The organism is Vibrio sp. 3-2(1) (genome assembly GCF_963887575.1).
Taxonomy (GTDB): Bacteria; Pseudomonadota; Gammaproteobacteria; order Enterobacterales; family Vibrionaceae; genus Vibrio; species Vibrio anguillarum.
Genome location: NZ_CAWPGB010000012.1, coordinates 13,587 through 30,810 on the forward strand (window position 1 = coordinate 13,587; position 17,224 = coordinate 30,810).

Sequence of the window (17,224 nt, forward strand, 5' to 3'; positions counted from 1 at the left end):
AACGCCGCATTAAGGTGTGAGCAACGCTACCACGAAACCTAGCTATACCACCGGAAACACAAAACCCAACGATGGAATGAAAAATGCCATACGTTGGGAATCACTCTTAAATGCTTTGTTAGATTTATTTAAACACTAAGCACTCGTTGATGATTTCATGCATATTTTCTGCAATCCAGCCTAGATCTTCCAGAGTTTTCTCTCTCAGGGAAACTAAGTCCGTTACCTGTACTTCAAATTTGGCAAGAAACATAATTGTGGCATGAATATGATAGCGAACTGCAGAAAGTGTATAAAACAGCGAATACAAAACTTGTTCAATAAAATGAGCTTTAGACATTCCGTCGACATCGCCGACGACACGAGCCATGATTTTATTAATTATATCTTCAGCATCATTATGTGCTTGAGAGCAAAGAGCCATATATAAGGTTCTATACTCTACTTCTTTCCCTAGACTTTTAAATCGTTCAAAAATATTAGGCCAGTCAGCTTCACAGTTGTCAAAATCGACATCACAAAGAGCTAGTGAGCTTTTTAATATTTCCTCGTAGCTATCCAATGACTGGTTCTTTAAATCTATTTTCTTGTAATGAACATCTTTATCACTTTGGGTTGAAGCCGATTCTTTCACCGACCTATGCCACGCTCTATTTTGTTTGCGCTCTTCTTTCAAGTAATGTTTGAAGTAAGCTATTTCATTGCCCATTGCATCACCGATGCTGATGTATTCAAGGTTAACCGCACCTTCTATTGCCGTCCTGCACAATGCTTCACAAGAAGCAGGTTGACCTACTAAAAATAAAGATATAGCCCCAGAGCAATACTCATAATTTCTTAAATACATGTCGTACATGACGCGCCAAGGAGGCTCTTGAGATAAACGCTCAGCATCCTCATTTATTAAAGCTTCAACGGTACGATCAGCTTTTTCAAGATATTCTATTGCGTTTTGCAATAATGGGTGAAACTCCATGTCAAGAGAGATCATTTTTCTCTCTAGAAAACTTTTAACTAAAGTGTCCATTTATCCTCGCTTAAATCTAACGCCCGCTTAAGGGGCAGACAACGCTACTACTGACTTTCCGCATAACACCGTAATCACAAAAACAACGCACAGTAAAAATGCCACGCGTTGGCTGTCCCTCTTGAAGCGTTTGTTATGCACCTTCTTCAAGCAGACTGTCTAACTTTTTCTTAAAGAAATGTTGAAGTAATTTTTGACTGCCCTCAAACACAGTCTTAAATGGCGCATCTTTCAATTCAGACTTTAATTTTTGCAGAACTTCTTTGTTATTCAAAGCTGATGCAAAGTCGTGTCCACATTGTGTTAAACGTAGCTCTACAACACTTAGAGCAACGTCACCTCGAACTCCAAATTTAATACCCAAAGGCTGCAAAGAGCCAGTTACAAGCTCACGATTACTAATTAGCCTGTTTTCAACCAATATTTGAAAATGAAACAGGAATTGTTCATCTAGTTTGTAATTCTCCGTTTCACTTTGCACAGCTATTCCAGCACCCAAAATATCGTTAATATTGACATGCGCATTTGCTGAATCGAGAAATACTTTGAGGATTTTTGAAAGATAATCCAGATCTATTTTCATTGTTGAACTCCATTTTCGCGACTGGTGCATAACGCCCGGCTAAGGGGTTGACAACGCACCGCCGAACTCAAAAAACACACTGTGAACACTGAACTGCAATTTTACACTAAAACCGCCAAGCGTTGGCAATCCCTCTTGAGCCGTTTGTTAGCTATTTTTTCCCAGTGACTGATTTGAATGATTCAAAAATGAATGTCGCCAATCCACCTGCAACATTTGAATTTGCATAATCCTTCAAAGGCTCACAAAAATTTGATTTGAATTTATCAATAGCCTCTTCTGGAGAAGAAGCATAAATCGTATCACCTTCCACTTCTAACCCCGAGTTCAAGAGTTCTTCTTTTTCAAAAAGATAAGTTTCTGAACTCATATCCAGATAAGTAAATTCATTACGATTTGAATTTGGTTTACAGAAAAATTGATACTTTGACATCTTTAATTTCCTTGCTGCTGAATAAAACAATAGCTAACGCCCGGCTAAGGGGTTGACAACGCACCGCCGAACTTAAAAAAAACACACTGTAAACACTGAACTTCAATTTTGCACTAAAGTCGCCAAGCGTTGGCAATCCCTCTTGAGCCGTTTGTTATGCAAATTCAATGAGATAAACCGAATTTATACGACCAAAAGCCACGATTGCAATGGTTGAGTGATTCAAGAATCAACCCAAGCAAGAACTGTGATAAATAAGCCGCCAAAACAAAGTCCACCTTTCAACAACAAACCAAGCTTTTGAATGAGACAAACTCAACAAGCAAGACTTTCAGCAAGTAGAAAGGCTCGATAAACTTTCACTTTCCACACTTTGCGCACGCTGAATTGCCAAGAAACCAGCACCAAAACTGATTGAGGCAAACAAAGAAGTTTGTCTGTTTTACGGCTTGAGTGAACCACGAATTTTAGGGTAAAAATGCTCATTTGCCGACAACTCAAAACGAATGGCCGGAGAAACCTAAAAAGATTGAACCCCTAAATTTACCTGAGTTGCATAACGCCCGCTTAAGGGGCAGCCAACGCTACTACCAACTTTCCGCACAACGCCGTAATCACCAAAACCAACGCATAATAAAAATGCCGCGCGTTGGCTGTCCCTCTTGAAGCGTTTGTTAGGCATCTTTCGCTGATTGGTACTCTGAGAACTGCATCGCCATTTCTTTTTGTATCCAAGCCTCGTCTACACCAAACTGTTGCCATACAGTTGAACTTAATTTCTCGATTGCACGGTCTGCGATTCGAAACATTGTTATGAGACATTGAAGTTGTGAGATCATTTGAACACGCCCATCAAACTCTGTCATATGAATTGCATAATCATAGAAGAAATCATGAGCCAACCAGTTTCTTTTTTGTAGGGTTTCATCAAGGTGGGCTAGCAAAGTATACGGTAGATCAACTCGATTTTTTATTTGACCTAAGAGGCGACCAAATGTATTCGAGTTAAGTCTATCGTATAACTCTAACCACTGTTCTTGAGTGAGCGCTGAATCATCAACTAACTTGTAACCCATAGCAAAGTTAACAAGTGCCTTTTCCGCACACTGGGCATTAAATGAAGCTAGCCCATAAAAAGCGAACACTTCTTTTTCGTCTCCGGACTCTAACTCTGGAACTGGTTTTAGCTCACCAATATCTATATTCCCAAACTTCAATTATTACTCCTTGATGCCTAACGCCCGGCTAAGGGGTTGACAACGCACCGCCGAACTCAAAAAACACACTGTAAACACTGAACTTCAATTTTGTACTAAAACCGCCAAGCGTTGGCAATCCCTCTTGAGCCGTTTGTTATGCAAATTCAATAAGATAAATTGACTTTACTCGATCAAAAACCACAATTTCAATGGTTGAGTGGTTCAAGAATCAGCCCAAGCAAGAACTGTGATAAATGAGCCGCCAAAACAAAGTCCACCTTTCAACAACAAACCAAGCTTTTGAATGAAACAAACTCACCGAGCAAGACTTTCAACAAGTACAAAATGTTCGATAAACTTGCCCTTTCCACACTTTGCGCACGCTGAATTAACAACAAAACAGCACCAAAACTCATTGAGGCAAACAAAGAACCTTGCCTGTTTTACGGCTTAAGTTAACCACGAATCTGAGGGTAAAAATACTTATTTGCCGACAACACAAAACGAATGGCCGAAGAAATCCCAAAAGATTGAACCCTTAAATTTACCTGAGTTGCATAACGCCCGGCTAAGGGGTTGACAACGCACCGCCGAACTCAAAAAACACACTGTAAACACTGAATTTCAATTTTGCACTAAAGTCGCCACGCGTTGGCAATCCCTCTTGAGCCGTTTGTTATAAGCTGCCACTAAACGTTTGGATTACTTGAGTTATTAAACGAATACATGCGTATTTCATCCCTTGGAAACCAGCCTAATTTTTCGTAAAAATTTTGCGCATTAACATTATTGCTATAAACAAATAAATGCGTCTTTGAAACACCAATCGAAGTCAAAGCATCAACTGATTTTTCAACCAAAGCTTTACCTATTTTTTGGCCTCGAAATTCTGATGAAACAGCCAAATGTTGCAGATATCCTCTGCGACCATCGGTCCCAACGAGTACCGCACCAATAATTTTATTGCCGCTTAAAGCAACAAAACTTAGCCCAGAGTTTCGGTTAAGGTAACTTTCAATGCTTTGTTTAGAATCAGCATCTCTTAATGACAAGCTTTCCGTCTGGCACCACAGATCAATCACTGAATCGTAATCGGAAATATCCATTTCTCGAATTGTAATCACTAAAGCCTCCAAAGCTTATAACGCCCTGTTAAGGTGTGAGCAACGCAATACCGAAGCTTCCGCATACCGCCTTAAACACCAAACACCAAACACAACGCATAGTAAAAATGCCACGCGTTGCGAATCACTCTTAAACAGTTTGTTATGCGCCACTTGCGATTACCTCAAGTTAATACCATAATTAGGTACTATTTGGTATTAGGAGATTACAATGGCTAAAAATACTAGCATCACTCTCGGCGACCACTTTGATGGTTTCATTAGTAGCCAAATCCAAAGTGGACGCTATGGCTCAGCAAGTGAAGTAATTCGTTCCGCTCTACGTTTACTCGAAACACAAGAAACGAAAATGAACACTTTACGACAACTGCTCGTTGAAGGTGAAGAAAGTGGTATGGCTGATTATGACCTCGATTCGTTTATCAGTGAACTAGATAGCGAAGAAAGAAAATGAAACCATTCCAACTAACCAACAAGGCAAAATCCGATTTAAAAGATATTGCCTTATTTACCTCTCGCAGGTGGGGCCGCGAGCAACGAAATATTTATCTCAAACAATTCGATGAATCATTTTGGCTACTCGCTGAAAATCCTGATATCGGTAAAACTTGTGATGAAATCAGAGATGGCTACCGAAAATTCCCACAAGGAAGCCATGTTATTTTTTATCAACAAATTGGTAGCCAAAACATCCAGATCATAAGAATCTTGCATAAGAGTATGGATGTAAATCCAATCTTTGGCGCATAACGCCCGCTTAAGTGGTGAGCAACGCAATGCCGTGTTTCCGCACACCACCTAAATCACTAAAGTCAACGCATAGTAAAAATGCCATGCGTTGCGAATCCGTCTTAAAGCGTTTGTTAAACGTTTTTTTGCGAAAAATGTTCAACCACCTTCATTCCGACAACTGTATTTTTATGATCAAAGAAGCCCAAATATTTTTTCAGATCTGATGTACCGCTGCGGCTAAGAATCAATTTATTAACCATGGAACGAATGCCAAATTGGTTTACTAGTGTGTTTAGTGGCTGTCCTTTTACAGCCACCTTAAGTACACCAATACCGGCGGTGAATGTAGGAGCGTTAGAGTCTACGGAGCCAATTGTTGAATCAACGTACAAAGAGATAGATTGAAGAATTTTGGCAAATTTATTCATGTCTTTATAGCTGCCATCACTTAGTGCTTGCTGATAGCAATTTAACCAATCTCTTAGCTCTTGGTACTCACTTCTTAATTGAAGAGTCACTTTAATCATATCACTCGCTGTATTTGACTCTTGTATTACTCTGATTGGTAATGGAAGCATGTTTACATTTAATGCATATAACTCACTACCAGCATTGTGTAATGAAGCTATAGAAGCTCTTTTCTCTGAGACTAGTCGGTTTAGTCTTAGTACTGAGTCTTCGTTTGAAACCATTATTCCAGCATCAGTAAAAAAACGCTTTCTCACAGGGTGCGGTGTATATCCTTTTTCATAAACAAAACCTCTAGCCAACATCCCTGCACCACCCCATAAAGTTTGGGATAAATAACCATGAGGAGCATATCTATTTTGAAGAAAACCTACACGGTTTTCTTCGTGATCTTTCTTTAAATCTGATGTTAGACTTAAACGGTCAATAAATTCGTCTCGTGGTCCTTGCAGTCTTTTATAGTCCACTAGAAAAGGATAAGGCCGGATGACACCTTGAGATACAGCTTCTTGAAATGGATTACCTTCATGATTCCAAGCATGGATAAACTTTTCTTCAACTAAAATCTGATCACGTAAAATTATATCTGTAAGCAAATCAAACAGTGCTTCAGTATTAATGATGGCACTCAAGCTATCTTCGTAAGAATAACTGTCATTTTCTTTATCGATTGCTATGTAATGTGATTTGCTTTCGTCAATACCATCGGTTAATAATCCACCAATATTTTGCAGTGACCAATTATCCGAAATTACACTTTGACTCATTTTCGCCCCTTTAAATACTACTGCTCTGAAGTTGATAAAAACGTTTAACGCCAGGCTAAGGGGTTGACAACGCACCGCCGGACTCAAAAAACACACTATAAACACTGAACTTCAATTTTGCACTAAAGCCGCCACGCGTTGCCAATCCCTCTTGAGCCGTTTGTTATGCAAATTCAATGAGATAAACTGAATTTACACGGCCAAAAGCCACAATTGCAATGGTTGAGTGATTCAAGAATCAACCCAAGCAAGAACTGTGATAAATGAGCCGCCAAAACAAAGTCCACCTTTCAGCAACAAACCAAGCTTTTGTGTCAGGAAAGCTCAACGAGCGAAAACTTCAGCAAGTACAAAATGCTCGATAAACTTGTCCTTTCCACACTTTGCGCCAGCTGAATTGGCAGCAAACCAACGCTAAAAATGATTGAGGCAAACCAAGAATCTTGTCTGTTTTACGGTTTGAGTTAACCACGAATCTGAGGGTGAAAAAGTTCATTTGCCGACAACACAAAACGAATAGCCGGAGAAATCCCAAAAGATTGAGCCCCTAAATTAACCTGAGTTGCATAACGCCTTGTTAAGGTGTGAGGCACGCAATACCGAAGCTCCCGCATAACACCTTAACCACTAAAACCAACGCATAGTAAAAATGCCACGCGTGCCGAATCACTCTTGAACAATTTGTTATAAAGATTTTTTCTCAGTTGCCTTTTCATAGTCCTTGAGTGCTCTATTGATGTGATACACGGAAAACAAGGCACTACCATCATTGAGCATATAAAAGCCTAATGGTAGGAAGATAACACCAGAAATAAGAAGGCTTGGCTCAAATCCAGTAACAATGGAGTAAATCGATAGTAAAAATGTTACGAACCCAAAGCCAGCTATGAGCAATCCAAACACCAAGTTATAAGAAGCAATAACCTTATTTAGGATATTTAATCTGATCCGGTACGACAAAAGTTCTACATCAGAAATATCAGGTAAAAGTTGGACTGTTTTCAAAACATGTCTGAAAGAGACCGTCGCCCCAACCCTTTCATTAAGTACATAAACTGCTTTTAACATTGGGAAGCTAACACGGGTACCATGAATACCTTTAAAACACTCAATATCTAGCTCATTTTTTAAATGAGTCTTTAGTTCTTCCGAGACACTCGGTTCTTGTAAAGCAGATAAAATTTGAGCCATTCTATTTTTTCTAAGTAAGAAGTAGTACTCGGTTACTCTAGGAGCATTTATAGCAATAGTTACGATCACTACAACAATCGCAATCCAGTAATCACCACTTTTTAGTAACTCAACAACTAAGTCCATTTATCGTGAAAGTCTCCTAATCTTTATAACGCCCGGTTAAGGGGCTGACAACGCAAAACACTGAACTCAAAATAACAACCGTAATCACAAAGGCCGATTTGAACACAAACCGCCACGCGTTGGCAGTCCCTCTTGAACCGTTTGTTATATTCAATTTACTGTACTGATTTTATTGAACTTTTTCACCATTAAACTTGCCAAGCATTTTAAATGAGAATCTCGGACAAAAACACTTTGAGCGCCAAAAAACTTGAACTTGGCAACAAAGAGATTGCAGCGATTAGTCAACATTGCTCTGTTGGAAGAACGACGGAAACGGACATGGTTTCAAAGCGCAAAATTCAGCTTTTGTCTGCACAATTGATTTGTTCTGAAATCGAAACAAGCGCAATAGCGGCGATAAACTAGCCATTTCGGCGACTTTGAACCAAAGGAATTTTCAACCGCCTCAGCCACAAAACCACATTCATTTACAACGAAATTCGAACATAATCCTTAAGTTAACACCTTGAGTTATTTAGTGAATTTGAAACCAGTGTGACTTGCGGACGACGATTGAATATAACGCCCGGTTAAGGGGCAACCAACGCTACTACCAACTTTCCGCATAACACCGTAACCACAAAAATCAACGCATAGTAAAAATGCCACGCGTTGGTTGTCCCTCTTGAACCGTTTGTTAGTTGACTTTTTTAAGGTCGGATAGGATAGCTTTTACCTGAATTTCAATATTCTTACTCAAACATAGTTCAGTATGTTGTTCCACCTGTTCTAAGGTTTCAACTTTGCACAAATGCTCTTTAAATGGTTTAAGATTTATCACTACGCGCATCCTTAGATCCCTAATTTTTTGAAAGTTAGAATAAAGTTCTTTATTGTAGCCACAAACTATTTCATGTTTTCTTCGTATTTTTTGAAGTTCACACCAAGCTTGCTCTTCGACTTCAGCAACATAATCCACTTTATTCTTAAGCGTGCGTAAATCTAACTCATCTGATGATCTAAACCTCCAAAGATACATGTTTAATATACGGACATGTTGACTCCATTCATTTAACATCACCATTAAGTCAACGCTTGAATCATGCTTTTTAGGTTTAAGCCAATCACTTCTTATTTTAAACGCAAAAAATAGCGTACTTGCCGCTGCTATTGCAGATAGTGAACTGGCAAGTGCAATTATTGCATTTATATTATTTGCAGCTTCTTGTTCGTTTGCTCCACCTAACGCATAACCAACACCAATAGCGGAAACAACAGATAGTATCCATATCAGAGCTATTAAGGCGTGCTCTATTTTCATATATCTCACTTTATATTTCGTACTAAGACAACTAACGCCCGGTTAAGGGGCTGACAACGCAAAACACCGAACCTAAAATAGCAACCGTAATCACAAATGTTGATTTAAGCAAAAACCGCCACGCGTTGGCAGTCCCTCTTAAACCGTTTGTTATGGCTCAGTTCACTAAATATCAGATTTTACCATTGCCATGATTTTATGAGCTTTTTCAAAATGATCTAATTTGTGTTCTTGAATCCACCATGTGGCGGCTTCCATTAACAAATCTGGATCGTCATTTTTATTAGCAAAAAATGCATAAAATGAAACGCCTACATTATCACCCTTCTGCTCAATCTTCTTGGAACAAACTTGAATTACCTTTTTTCTCAATGAACTACGCACTTGTTAATTACCTGCTTTGTTAGAAAATGATGGGTAACTTATACAGATTAAAGCATGAAAACAAGAAAAACTGTTTTTATATACAGCCCTAGCCAATTGAATGAGTCATAACGCCCAATTAAGGGGTGAGCAACGCTACCACCCAACCTAAGGCATTGTACCGTAACCACTAAAGTTGAAGTAGAAGCAAAAATGCCAAGCGTTGGGAATCCCTCTTAAATTGTTTGTTATGTAACAATTTTACGCGTATTGGTAGACATGATCTGCGTACAAATGACCACCGATTTCATAAGCTTGAGGCACTATCCTATCGAGTACAAAACCCACTTTTGTAAGTACCTTTTCGGAACCAATGTTACCCTCTGTGACAACTGCACTGTATTTAGCGATGCCAAACTCTGACATTGAATAATTTATGAGAGCTTGCAGTGACTCTGTACCATACCCGAGTCCATGATATTCGGGCAAAAACATAAACCCAACTTCAGCAACAGAATCGTTAACACAAAAACCTGTTATACCTACTGCTTTGTCCGTTTTGGACTCGACAACAACCAAACATAGCCAATGCTTCGACTTTACAAACCAAGGTACTAATCGAGATTTAAATTTACTCTCAATTTCTGACTTTGGCAGTTCATCGAAACAAAGTGAAATGACACTAGGATTCGTATGGAGTTGCAGAAATAAAGGCCAGTCATTTTCCGATAATGGCTTCATCTGCAGCCTTTCAGATACTACTTCCATTTAGCTGAACTCTCCTTGTTACATAACGCCCGGTTAAGGGGCTGACAACGCAAAAACACTGAACCTAAAATAATAGCCGTAATCACAAATGCCGATTTGAACAAAAACCGCCACGCGTTGGCAGTCCCTCTTTAACCGTTTGTTATGGCTAACAACTCTCTGATTTATAGAACAAAACTTTCAAGGTAAATCTGACCTTTCATCTCGACATTCATAAGACCCCATTTCAAACTCTCGACAAATCCAAGGTCGATTCTCATAAATCGTGCACATGAATGTTTCTCGGTCTAAAGCTGAGCACCAACCATCCGCCAAACGTAGCATGGTTTCCCCACCCCATTGGTCGAAAGCAATGTGTTGCTCTGGCACACCGGTATCTGTAATGATCATGACCTCTAAACGACAGCAACAAGCCTGACAGTTTGAGCAAGAAATTTCCGTACTAGATACATTTTTAATTGGAATTGTCATCGTGTTCTTCAAATCAGTGTAATCACAGCATGGTACTCCAATTTGAACCAATTTATCGACATTCGTGACCAACTCAATTTGGTAGCCATAACGCCCGGCTAAGGGGTTGACAACGCATAGCCGAACTCAAAAAACACACTTAAACACTGAATTTCAATTTTGCACTAAAGCCGCCACGCGTTGGCAATCCCTCTTGAGCCGTTTGTTATGCAAATTCAATGAGATAAACCGAATTTACACGACCAAAAGCCACAATTGCAATGGTTGAGTGATTCAAGAATCAACCCAAGCAAGAACTGTGATAAATAAGCCGCCAAAACAAAGTTCACCCTTCAGCAACAAACCAAGCTTTTGAATGAGACAAACTCAACAAGCAAGACTTTCAGCAACTGCAAAACGCTCGATAAACTTGCCCTTTCCACACTTTGCGCCCGCTAAATTCACAATAAACCAGCGCAAAAACTGATTGAGGCAAACAAAGAACCTTGCCTGTTTTACGGTTTAAGTTAACCACGAATTTGAGGGTAAACATGCTCATTTGCCGACAACACCAAACGAATGGCCGGAGAAATCCCAAAAGATTGAACTCCTAAATTTACCTGAGTTGCATAACGCCCGGCTAAGGGGTTGACAACGCACAGCCGAACTCAAAAAACACACTTAAACACTGAACTTCAATTTTGCACCAAAGTCGCCATGCGTTGGCAATCCCTCTTGAGCCGTTTGTTATACACAAATTAACCCATGCACTTACTTGGCAAAGGATTGTACTTCGCAATCAGTCAAGTAGCGCCACTTTCCGACCTCGACATCAAGATTCACTGATCCAATAGCCTCACGGTGGAGTGAAACTACACGATTACCAACAGCAGAAAACATCCGTTTTATCTGATGGAACTTACCCTCAGTGATCGTTAAACGTACCTCTTTAGGATTGATGACATCTAAGATGGCTGGTCGTGTCAATTGCTGCTCACCTTGCAACTGAATACCTTCTTTGAACTTTGTTGCAACATCGTCTGCAATCGCGCGAGATAAACCCACACGATAAACTTTACTGCATTCTCTCGTTGGCATTGTAATATTAAATGACCACCGTCCATCGTCAGTAATCAACACCATACCCGTAGTGTCGGCATCTAAGCGGCCTACTATGTGAAGTTCAGAAATGTTATTAACATTTAAGAGATTGAACAGAGATGGGTAGAACTCATCAATATTTGAGCAAATAGTCCCCGCAGGTTTATGCATGATAATATAACGAAAACTACGAGCCTCTAACTTAGAGCCACTCAGCAATATTATTGAGTTATTTTCATGAACTTGAGCCATTTCATCCGTTACTATATCGCCATTAACACTAACCTCACTAGAATTGATTCGCTGGATAGCTTCAATTTTTGTTAGCTGGGTACTTTTACATACAAATCTATCAAGACGCATATCAATCACATTCAGAGTAAACTAAAGAGGAGCCGAACATTACACTTGCTCAGTGCAAACTAGCAATCATTCACTGAGAAAGAAGTGAATTTAAGCTTTTGTATAACGCCCGGCTAAGGGGTTGACAACGCACCGCCGAACTCAAAAAACACACTGTAAACATTGAACTTCAATTTTGCGCTAAAGTCGCCACGCGTTGACAATCCCTCTTGAGCCGTTTGTTATGATTCATCTTGCTACCTTCGTAGCGCCACGCTACAATTATTAAAACTTTAAATGAAGGAGCACATTATGTCTACCGCTAGCATACGCCTTGATCAAGACCTCGTAGATAAAGCCGCTATCATGGCTAAAGCATTGAATCGCACTACACCAAAACAAATTGAACACTGGGCTAAAATTGGGGAAATGATGGAAGATAACCCAGATTTACCTTATGAATTTGTTCGGCAAGCCATTATAGCTAAAGCTGAAAAAGAAGCCGGTAAACTTGAGGCATACAACTTTGGCTAATATTACACAGGTTCTTCAAACACCATCATTCAAAAAAACCGTTAAAAAACTCCACCAAAATCAGAAAGTGGATCTCGACAATGCGGTCAAAGCACTTATCGAGGATCCGCTTTTAGGCGAGCAGAAAAAAGGAGATTTGTCCTTTCTCCGTGTTTATAAATTCAAAATGGTTAAGCAACTCTTCTTGGCTACAGCTATCAAGATGGGACGGTAACTCTTGAACTTATCGCCCTAGGCACGCATGAAAATTTTTACCGAGATATCAAGATGTTTTACTGAATCCGGGTGAATCATAACGCCCGCTTAAGGGGCTGACAACGCTGCTACCAAGTTTCCGCATAATACCGTAACCACAAAAACCAACGCACAGTAAAAATGCCACGCGTTGGAAGTCCCTCTTGAAGCGTTTGTTATGCATGTGCCAAAACGCGAGCCATATGGTAAACGTCAACGTAGCTACCATTTCTGAACGCATAAGCTTTCGACTCACCTTCAATTTCAAAACCGAACTTCTTGTACAAATTGATCGCTCGTTCGTTGTCCACATAGACCGTCAATTCGATTCGTTTCAAATTCAGCCAGTTATCCGCTAAATCGATAACCGTTTTCAGTAAAGCACTACCAACACCTAAACCTTGAGCATCGTCTTTAACGCCCATACCGAATGTACCTACGTGACGTCGTCTCGGATTGGTACATAGCTCAAAGCCCAAATTACCTACTACTTCACCGTCCACTAGTGCCACATATGCATAAACATGATCTGGAATAGTCTGGAAACGTTTTTCCCACATATCGGAGGATGGAAGCGGAAGTTGTAATGTGCCGGTGTAGGCATTTGGGCACTCATAAACTCCTTTTATCGCTTTAGCATCTGATGGCTCTGCTCGCCTGACTTCAACAACCATAGTTCCTCTTCTCCTAAAAAATGCATAACGCCCGCTTAAGGGGCAGCCAACGCTACTACCAACTTTCCGCATAACACCGTAACCACAAAAACCAACGCATAGTAAAAATGCCACGCGTTGGCTGTCCCTCTTGAAGCGTTTGTTATGAGCAGCTAGCTAAAGGTTACTCGATTGCTTTTAACACTCGTGCTGGGTTGCCACCAATGACAACATTGCTACCAAAGCTTTTTGTCACAACGGCTCCCGAGGCAACAACAACATTGTCACCTAACGTCACTCCAGGGTTGATCGTTGCATGACCACCAATCCAACAGTTGTTACCTATTCTGATTGGCTTTGCAAACTCTAACCCACTATTTCTCTGAATCGGATCGATTGGATGAGTTGCCGTATAGATTCCGACCTGTGGTGCTATAAAACAGTTTTCACCAATACGAACTTCCGCTACGTCCAAAATGACACAGCCAAAATTGGCATAGAAATTCTCACCAACGTGTATATTCAGCCCGTAATCGCAGTTGAAAGTCGATTCAATGTGAATGCTATTTCCTGTAGAACCCAACAAGGATTTGACTATCTCTGCTCTTTTATCTGGGCAACTTACACTAGTTTGATTTAGCTTCTCTGTGAGTAAACGAGCCTCAAGACGCAACTTGACGAGCTCAGCGTCACTCGGATCGTAATACTCACCAGAGAGCATTTTTTCTCTTTCTGTCATATATAACTCAGTTCTAAATTTTAATGCTGCTCATAACGCCCGGCTAAGGGGTTGACAACGCACCACCGAACTCAAAAAACACCCTGTAAACGCTGAACTTCAATTTTGCACTAAAGCCGCCACGCGTTGGCAATCCCTCTTGAGCCGTTTGTTATGCAAATTCAATGAGATAAACTGACTTTACACAACCAAAAGCCACGATTGCAATGGTTGAGTGATTCAAGAATCAACCCAAGCCAGAGCCTTGATAAATAAGCCGCCAAAACAAAGTTCACCTTTCAGCGACAAACCAAGCTTTTGAATGGGACAAACTCAACAAGCAAGGCTTTCAGCAAGTGCAGAATGCTCGATTAACTTGGCCTTTCCACACTTTGCGCCCACTTAATTTACAACGCGCCAACGCTAAAACTGATTGAGGCAAACAAAGAACCTTGTCTGTTTTACGGTTTAAGTTAACCACGAATTTGAGGGTAAAAATGCTCATTTGCCGACAACACCAAACGAATGGCCGGAGAAATCACAAAAGATTGAGCCCCTAAATTTACCTGAGTTGCATAACGCCCGGCTAAGGGGTTGACGACGCACCACCGAACTCAAAAAACACACTGTAAACCCTGAACTTCAATTTTGCACTAAAGTCGCCACGCGTTGGCAATCCCTCTTGAGCCGTTTGTTATGCAAATTCAATAAGATAAACAGAATTTACACGACCAAAAGCCACAATTGCAATGGTTGAGTGATTCAAGAATCAACCCAAGCAAGAACTGTGATAAATGAGCCGCCAAAACAAAGTCCACCTTTCAGCTCAGCACCAAACCAAGCTTTTGTGTCAGGAAAACTCAACGAGCGAAAACTTCAGCAAGTACAAAATGCTCGATAAACTTACCCTTTCCACACTTTGTGCCCACTGAATTTACAACGCGCCAACTCTAAAACTCATTGAGGCAAACAAAGAAATTTGCCTGTTTTACGGCTTGAGTTCACCATGAATTTGAAGGTAAAAATGTTTATTTGCCGACAACACAAAACGAATGGCCGGAGAAATCCAAAAGATTGAACCCCTAAATTTACCTGAGTTGCATAACGCCCAATTAAGTAGTGAGCAACGCACTACAAAAGCTGCCGCATTGCGCCGTAAACACAAAACTCACCGCAAACCAAAACTGCCACGCGTTGCGAATCTGCTTGAATTGTTTGTTATGCGAAGTTTCGGCAATGCTAAATTGGCTGATGAAAACATTACCTTAAACACGCAAAAGCACAAACACGCAGATAACTTTTTGTGATTCAAGAACCAACGGATTCAACATTTGATAAAAAGGGCGACACAAGTGCGGAACGCTGATTTACAGCGAAGAATTAGCTTTTGCCTGCGAAAAACTCAACGAGCCAGGATTTCAGCAAATACCGACTTTCCGTAAGCTTGCCCTTTCCACACTTTGTGACCGAAAAACTTGCCACGACCAAATACGATTTTCAATGAGGCAATTTCACGAACTTTGGCATGTTTTACGGTTTGAGTGATTCAAGAATTTGAGCCGACAATGCTGATTTGCCGACACCGAAAAACGAATTGCTAAAGAGAGCTAATTTGAAGAAACCTAAAAATTTTGCCTTGTCGCATAACGCTCGGCTAAGGGGTTGACAACGCATAGCCGAACTCAAAAAAACACACCGTAAACACTGAACTTCAATTTTGCACTAAAGTCGCCACGCGTTGGCAATCCCTCTTGAGCCGTTTGTTAGGCCAACTGATTGACAACGACACTTTAAAAACCAAAGAACAAGCTTTTTTGTAAACTTAAAACTAGCTAACCGATTCATTTATAAACCAAAATGCCAACTCAGCAAAGAAACAAAAAACTCAAATTGAGCGATTTGGAAGAAAAGTGACGAGCGTAGCATGCTCGGCGGACGTTTGGATGCTGAAGGTTATTTTGCCGCTAAACTCACAACGAAAAGCAACCCAACGCGATCAAGAAACAACAAATATGTGATGATTATTTATTGCTTAAATTAAGCCACAAAACATGGCATTTACCGTTCAATTCAAACTCGATTTAGCTGATAAAAACTCACCTTGCCTAACGCCCGCTTAAGGGGCTGACAACGCTACTACCAAGCCTCCGCATGACACTGTAACCACTGAAATCAACGCATAATGAAAATGCTGCGCGTTGGAAATCCCTCTTGAAGCGTTTGTTATGTTTGTGCTAACTATTTTTCATATATTTCAATATCTTCGGGAATGCAGGCCTTGATAAACAATTCGCCAAATAGAGTCAGCTGAGTTTCACTTGTAATTGTGACACCATTTTGCCGACCACCTGCAAATGTAGGCTCTTGATTCCCTCGCTGCCAAATACCAGCAAGATTAAGGCTGTGTAAGTGATCTAAGTACATAAAGTAATTCTGTGGATACATAAGACGTTCGACAGGAAAGTCGTTGCTAATTGTTTTTCTTGGACCAAAGGTATTTGAACTTGGATAAAACGTCGAGCTTTGTTTTAATACATATTTCTTTCTTTCAAAATAATACAATATCTTAGCTTCATCAGGTGATAGTTGACTTATAATATTTGCAAACGCGGGATGAGCTTCATTAACTCGTTCTTGATCGATTGCGCGAGCTAATAGATTTAAGAACATTTCTGTGATGACGCTTTCTTCTTCAACAAATTTTAGATTATCCATTACTGGACCAGCAATTTGTGGGTGAGCATTAACTTGTTGATCTTCTGGAACTTTATCATTTACACGTTGCAGATAACGTTGAAAACGATCTTGTTGAGTAGCTAAATAATCTATAGGAGCAAGAACGCATCTTGCTGCTTTTACAGTATTTTTTGCTAAATCCCCAACCTCACTAACTGCTCCGCTAGCTAAGTCGTCATAAATTTTTTCTATTGGTAATGATTTACCTATATCTTCTAACCAGCCCATTTTTACTCCTTAAAACATAACGCCCGGCTAAGGGGTTGACAACGCATAGCCGAACTTAAAAAACACACTGTAAACACTGAACTTCAATTTTGCACTAAAGTCGCCACGCGTTGGCAATCCCTCTTGAGCCGTTTGTTAGGTGTA

General features: G+C 40.2%; 18 protein-coding genes and 1 pseudogene. 4 read left to right on the forward strand and 15 right to left on the reverse strand.

What is annotated here, in order from left to right; genetic code table 11:
- Window positions 1–124 precede the first annotated feature (124 nt).
- The 5 genes from AACQ79_RS07495 to AACQ79_RS07515 all read right to left on the reverse strand — a co-directional run bounded on the left by AACQ79_RS07495 (window position 125) and on the right by AACQ79_RS07515 (window position 4,366).
- The gene (locus AACQ79_RS07495; protein ID WP_170899749.1) at window positions 125–1,027 is read right to left on the reverse strand and encodes a DUF5677 domain-containing protein; all 903 of its coding nucleotides are present in this window, start codon (window positions 1,025–1,027) and stop codon (window positions 125–127) included.
- Between the two features lie 133 nt (window positions 1,028–1,160).
- Window positions 1,161–1,610 carry a DUF2513 domain-containing protein gene (locus AACQ79_RS07500; protein WP_170899750.1) on the reverse strand — a complete coding sequence of 150 codons (450 nt, stop codon included), beginning with the start codon at window positions 1,608–1,610 and terminating at the stop codon, window positions 1,161–1,163.
- A 151-nt stretch (window positions 1,611–1,761) separates the two neighbouring features.
- Complete coding sequence (locus AACQ79_RS07505) at window positions 1,762–2,043, reverse strand: hypothetical protein (protein ID WP_170899751.1); 282 nt, start codon at window positions 2,041–2,043, stop codon at window positions 1,762–1,764.
- Window positions 2,044–2,717: 674 nt separating this feature from the next.
- Complete coding sequence (locus tag AACQ79_RS07510; RefSeq protein WP_170899752.1) at window positions 2,718–3,260, reverse strand: hypothetical protein; 543 nt, start codon at window positions 3,258–3,260, stop codon at window positions 2,718–2,720.
- Window positions 3,261–3,931: 671 nt separating this feature from the next.
- Entirely contained in the window at window positions 3,932–4,366 is a 435-nt protein-coding gene (locus tag AACQ79_RS07515; RefSeq protein WP_064626944.1) for a GNAT family N-acetyltransferase, read from the reverse strand.
- A 211-nt stretch (window positions 4,367–4,577) separates the two neighbouring features.
- On the opposite strand from AACQ79_RS07515, the gene AACQ79_RS07520 reads away from it, so the two are divergent.
- Together AACQ79_RS07520 and AACQ79_RS07525 are read left to right on the forward strand one after the other, a co-directional pair.
- Window positions 4,578–4,820 carry a type II toxin-antitoxin system ParD family antitoxin gene (locus tag AACQ79_RS07520; RefSeq protein WP_017045414.1) on the forward strand — a complete coding sequence of 81 codons (243 nt, stop codon included), beginning with the start codon at window positions 4,578–4,580 and terminating at the stop codon, window positions 4,818–4,820.
- The gene (locus AACQ79_RS07525) at window positions 4,817–5,116 is read left to right on the forward strand and encodes a type II toxin-antitoxin system RelE/ParE family toxin (RefSeq protein ID WP_019282621.1); all 300 of its coding nucleotides are present in this window, start codon (window positions 4,817–4,819) and stop codon (window positions 5,114–5,116) included. The genes AACQ79_RS07520 and AACQ79_RS07525 overlap by 4 nt, the downstream gene beginning before the upstream one ends.
- A 113-nt stretch (window positions 5,117–5,229) precedes the next feature.
- On the opposite strand, the gene AACQ79_RS07530 is transcribed toward AACQ79_RS07525, so the two are convergent.
- The 7 genes from AACQ79_RS07530 to AACQ79_RS07560 all read right to left on the reverse strand — a co-directional run bounded on the left by AACQ79_RS07530 (window position 5,230) and on the right by AACQ79_RS07560 (window position 11,998).
- Complete coding sequence (locus AACQ79_RS07530) at window positions 5,230–6,333, reverse strand: hypothetical protein (RefSeq protein WP_170899753.1); 1,104 nt, start codon at window positions 6,331–6,333, stop codon at window positions 5,230–5,232.
- A 684-nt stretch (window positions 6,334–7,017) separates the two neighbouring features.
- Window positions 7,018–7,650, reverse strand: a complete 633-nt coding sequence (locus tag AACQ79_RS07535; protein ID WP_170899754.1) for a hypothetical protein — start codon at window positions 7,648–7,650, stop codon at window positions 7,018–7,020.
- 679 nt (window positions 7,651–8,329) lie between these two features.
- The gene (locus AACQ79_RS07540; protein ID WP_170899755.1) at window positions 8,330–8,953 is read right to left on the reverse strand and encodes a hypothetical protein; all 624 of its coding nucleotides are present in this window, start codon (window positions 8,951–8,953) and stop codon (window positions 8,330–8,332) included.
- A 165-nt stretch (window positions 8,954–9,118) separates the two neighbouring features.
- Window positions 9,119–9,337 (reverse strand): DUF6500 family protein, encoded by a 219-nt coding sequence (locus AACQ79_RS07545; RefSeq protein WP_017049924.1) that lies wholly within the window; start codon window positions 9,335–9,337, stop codon window positions 9,119–9,121.
- Between the two features lie 240 nt (window positions 9,338–9,577).
- Entirely contained in the window at window positions 9,578–10,084 is a 507-nt protein-coding gene (locus AACQ79_RS07550) for a GNAT family N-acetyltransferase (RefSeq protein WP_017049015.1), read from the reverse strand.
- A gap of 180 nt (window positions 10,085–10,264) precedes the next feature.
- Window positions 10,265–10,555, reverse strand: a complete 291-nt coding sequence (locus AACQ79_RS07555; protein WP_026028227.1) for a YkgJ family cysteine cluster protein — start codon at window positions 10,553–10,555, stop codon at window positions 10,265–10,267.
- A 750-nt stretch (window positions 10,556–11,305) separates the two neighbouring features.
- Window positions 11,306–11,998, reverse strand: coding sequence for a pseudouridine synthase (locus AACQ79_RS07560; RefSeq protein WP_170899756.1), 693 nt, complete (start codon window positions 11,996–11,998; stop codon window positions 11,306–11,308).
- A gap of 291 nt (window positions 11,999–12,289) precedes the next feature.
- On the opposite strand from AACQ79_RS07560, the gene AACQ79_RS07565 reads away from it, so the two are divergent.
- Together AACQ79_RS07565 and AACQ79_RS07570 are read left to right on the forward strand one after the other, a co-directional pair.
- The gene (locus AACQ79_RS07565; protein WP_017044326.1) at window positions 12,290–12,511 is read left to right on the forward strand and encodes a TA system antitoxin ParD family protein; all 222 of its coding nucleotides are present in this window, start codon (window positions 12,290–12,292) and stop codon (window positions 12,509–12,511) included.
- A pseudogene (locus tag AACQ79_RS07570) lies at window positions 12,504–12,790 on the forward strand (type II toxin-antitoxin system RelE/ParE family toxin). Before AACQ79_RS07565 ends, AACQ79_RS07570 begins: the two are co-directional and overlap by 8 nt.
- Before the next feature lie 131 nt (window positions 12,791–12,921).
- On the opposite strand, the gene AACQ79_RS07575 reads toward AACQ79_RS07570, so the two are convergent.
- From AACQ79_RS07575 to AACQ79_RS07585, 3 genes are all read right to left on the reverse strand, one after another.
- Window positions 12,922–13,419, reverse strand: a complete 498-nt coding sequence (locus tag AACQ79_RS07575; RefSeq protein WP_170899757.1) for a GNAT family N-acetyltransferase — start codon at window positions 13,417–13,419, stop codon at window positions 12,922–12,924.
- 163 nt (window positions 13,420–13,582) lie between these two features.
- Entirely contained in the window at window positions 13,583–14,137 is a 555-nt protein-coding gene (locus AACQ79_RS07580) for a sugar O-acetyltransferase (RefSeq protein WP_088733351.1), read from the reverse strand.
- A 2,217-nt stretch (window positions 14,138–16,354) separates the two neighbouring features.
- A complete protein-coding gene (locus tag AACQ79_RS07585; RefSeq protein ID WP_170899758.1) occupies window positions 16,355–17,080 on the reverse strand; it encodes a DUF4393 domain-containing protein in 726 nt (241 codons plus the stop codon).
- Window positions 17,081–17,224: the final 144 nt, after the last annotated feature.

Bases quoted from the DNA above. Each gene is read 5' to 3' on its own strand.
- AACQ79_RS07525 (WP_019282621.1), top strand. From the start codon at position 4,817: ATGAAACCATTCCAACTAACCAACAAGGCAAAATCCGATTTAAAAGAT.
- AACQ79_RS07495 (WP_170899749.1), bottom strand. From the start codon at position 1,027: ATGGACACTTTAGTTAAAAGTTTTCTAGAGAGAAAAATGATCTCTCTT.
- AACQ79_RS07535 (WP_170899754.1), bottom strand. From the start codon at position 7,650: ATGGACTTAGTTGTTGAGTTACTAAAAAGTGGTGATTACTGGATTGCG.
- AACQ79_RS07550 (WP_017049015.1), bottom strand. From the start codon at position 10,084: ATGGAAGTAGTATCTGAAAGGCTGCAGATGAAGCCATTATCGGAAAAT.
- AACQ79_RS07580 (WP_088733351.1), bottom strand. From the start codon at position 14,137: ATGACAGAAAGAGAAAAAATGCTCTCTGGTGAGTATTACGATCCGAGT.
- AACQ79_RS07500 (WP_170899750.1), bottom strand. From the start codon at position 1,610: ATGAAAATAGATCTGGATTATCTTTCAAAAATCCTCAAAGTATTTCTC.
- AACQ79_RS07555 (WP_026028227.1), bottom strand. From the start codon at position 10,555: ATGACAATTCCAATTAAAAATGTATCTAGTACGGAAATTTCTTGCTCA.
- AACQ79_RS07520 (WP_017045414.1), top strand. From the start codon at position 4,578: ATGGCTAAAAATACTAGCATCACTCTCGGCGACCACTTTGATGGTTTC.
- AACQ79_RS07505 (WP_170899751.1), bottom strand. From the start codon at position 2,043: ATGTCAAAGTATCAATTTTTCTGTAAACCAAATTCAAATCGTAATGAA.
- AACQ79_RS07540 (WP_170899755.1), bottom strand. From the start codon at position 8,953: ATGAAAATAGAGCACGCCTTAATAGCTCTGATATGGATACTATCTGTT.
- AACQ79_RS07565 (WP_017044326.1), top strand. From the start codon at position 12,290: ATGTCTACCGCTAGCATACGCCTTGATCAAGACCTCGTAGATAAAGCC.
- AACQ79_RS07560 (WP_170899756.1), bottom strand. From the start codon at position 11,998: ATGCGTCTTGATAGATTTGTATGTAAAAGTACCCAGCTAACAAAAATT.
- AACQ79_RS07575 (WP_170899757.1), bottom strand. From the start codon at position 13,419: ATGGTTGTTGAAGTCAGGCGAGCAGAGCCATCAGATGCTAAAGCGATA.
- AACQ79_RS07585 (WP_170899758.1), bottom strand. From the start codon at position 17,080: ATGGGCTGGTTAGAAGATATAGGTAAATCATTACCAATAGAAAAAATT.
- AACQ79_RS07530 (WP_170899753.1), bottom strand. From the start codon at position 6,333: ATGAGTCAAAGTGTAATTTCGGATAATTGGTCACTGCAAAATATTGGT.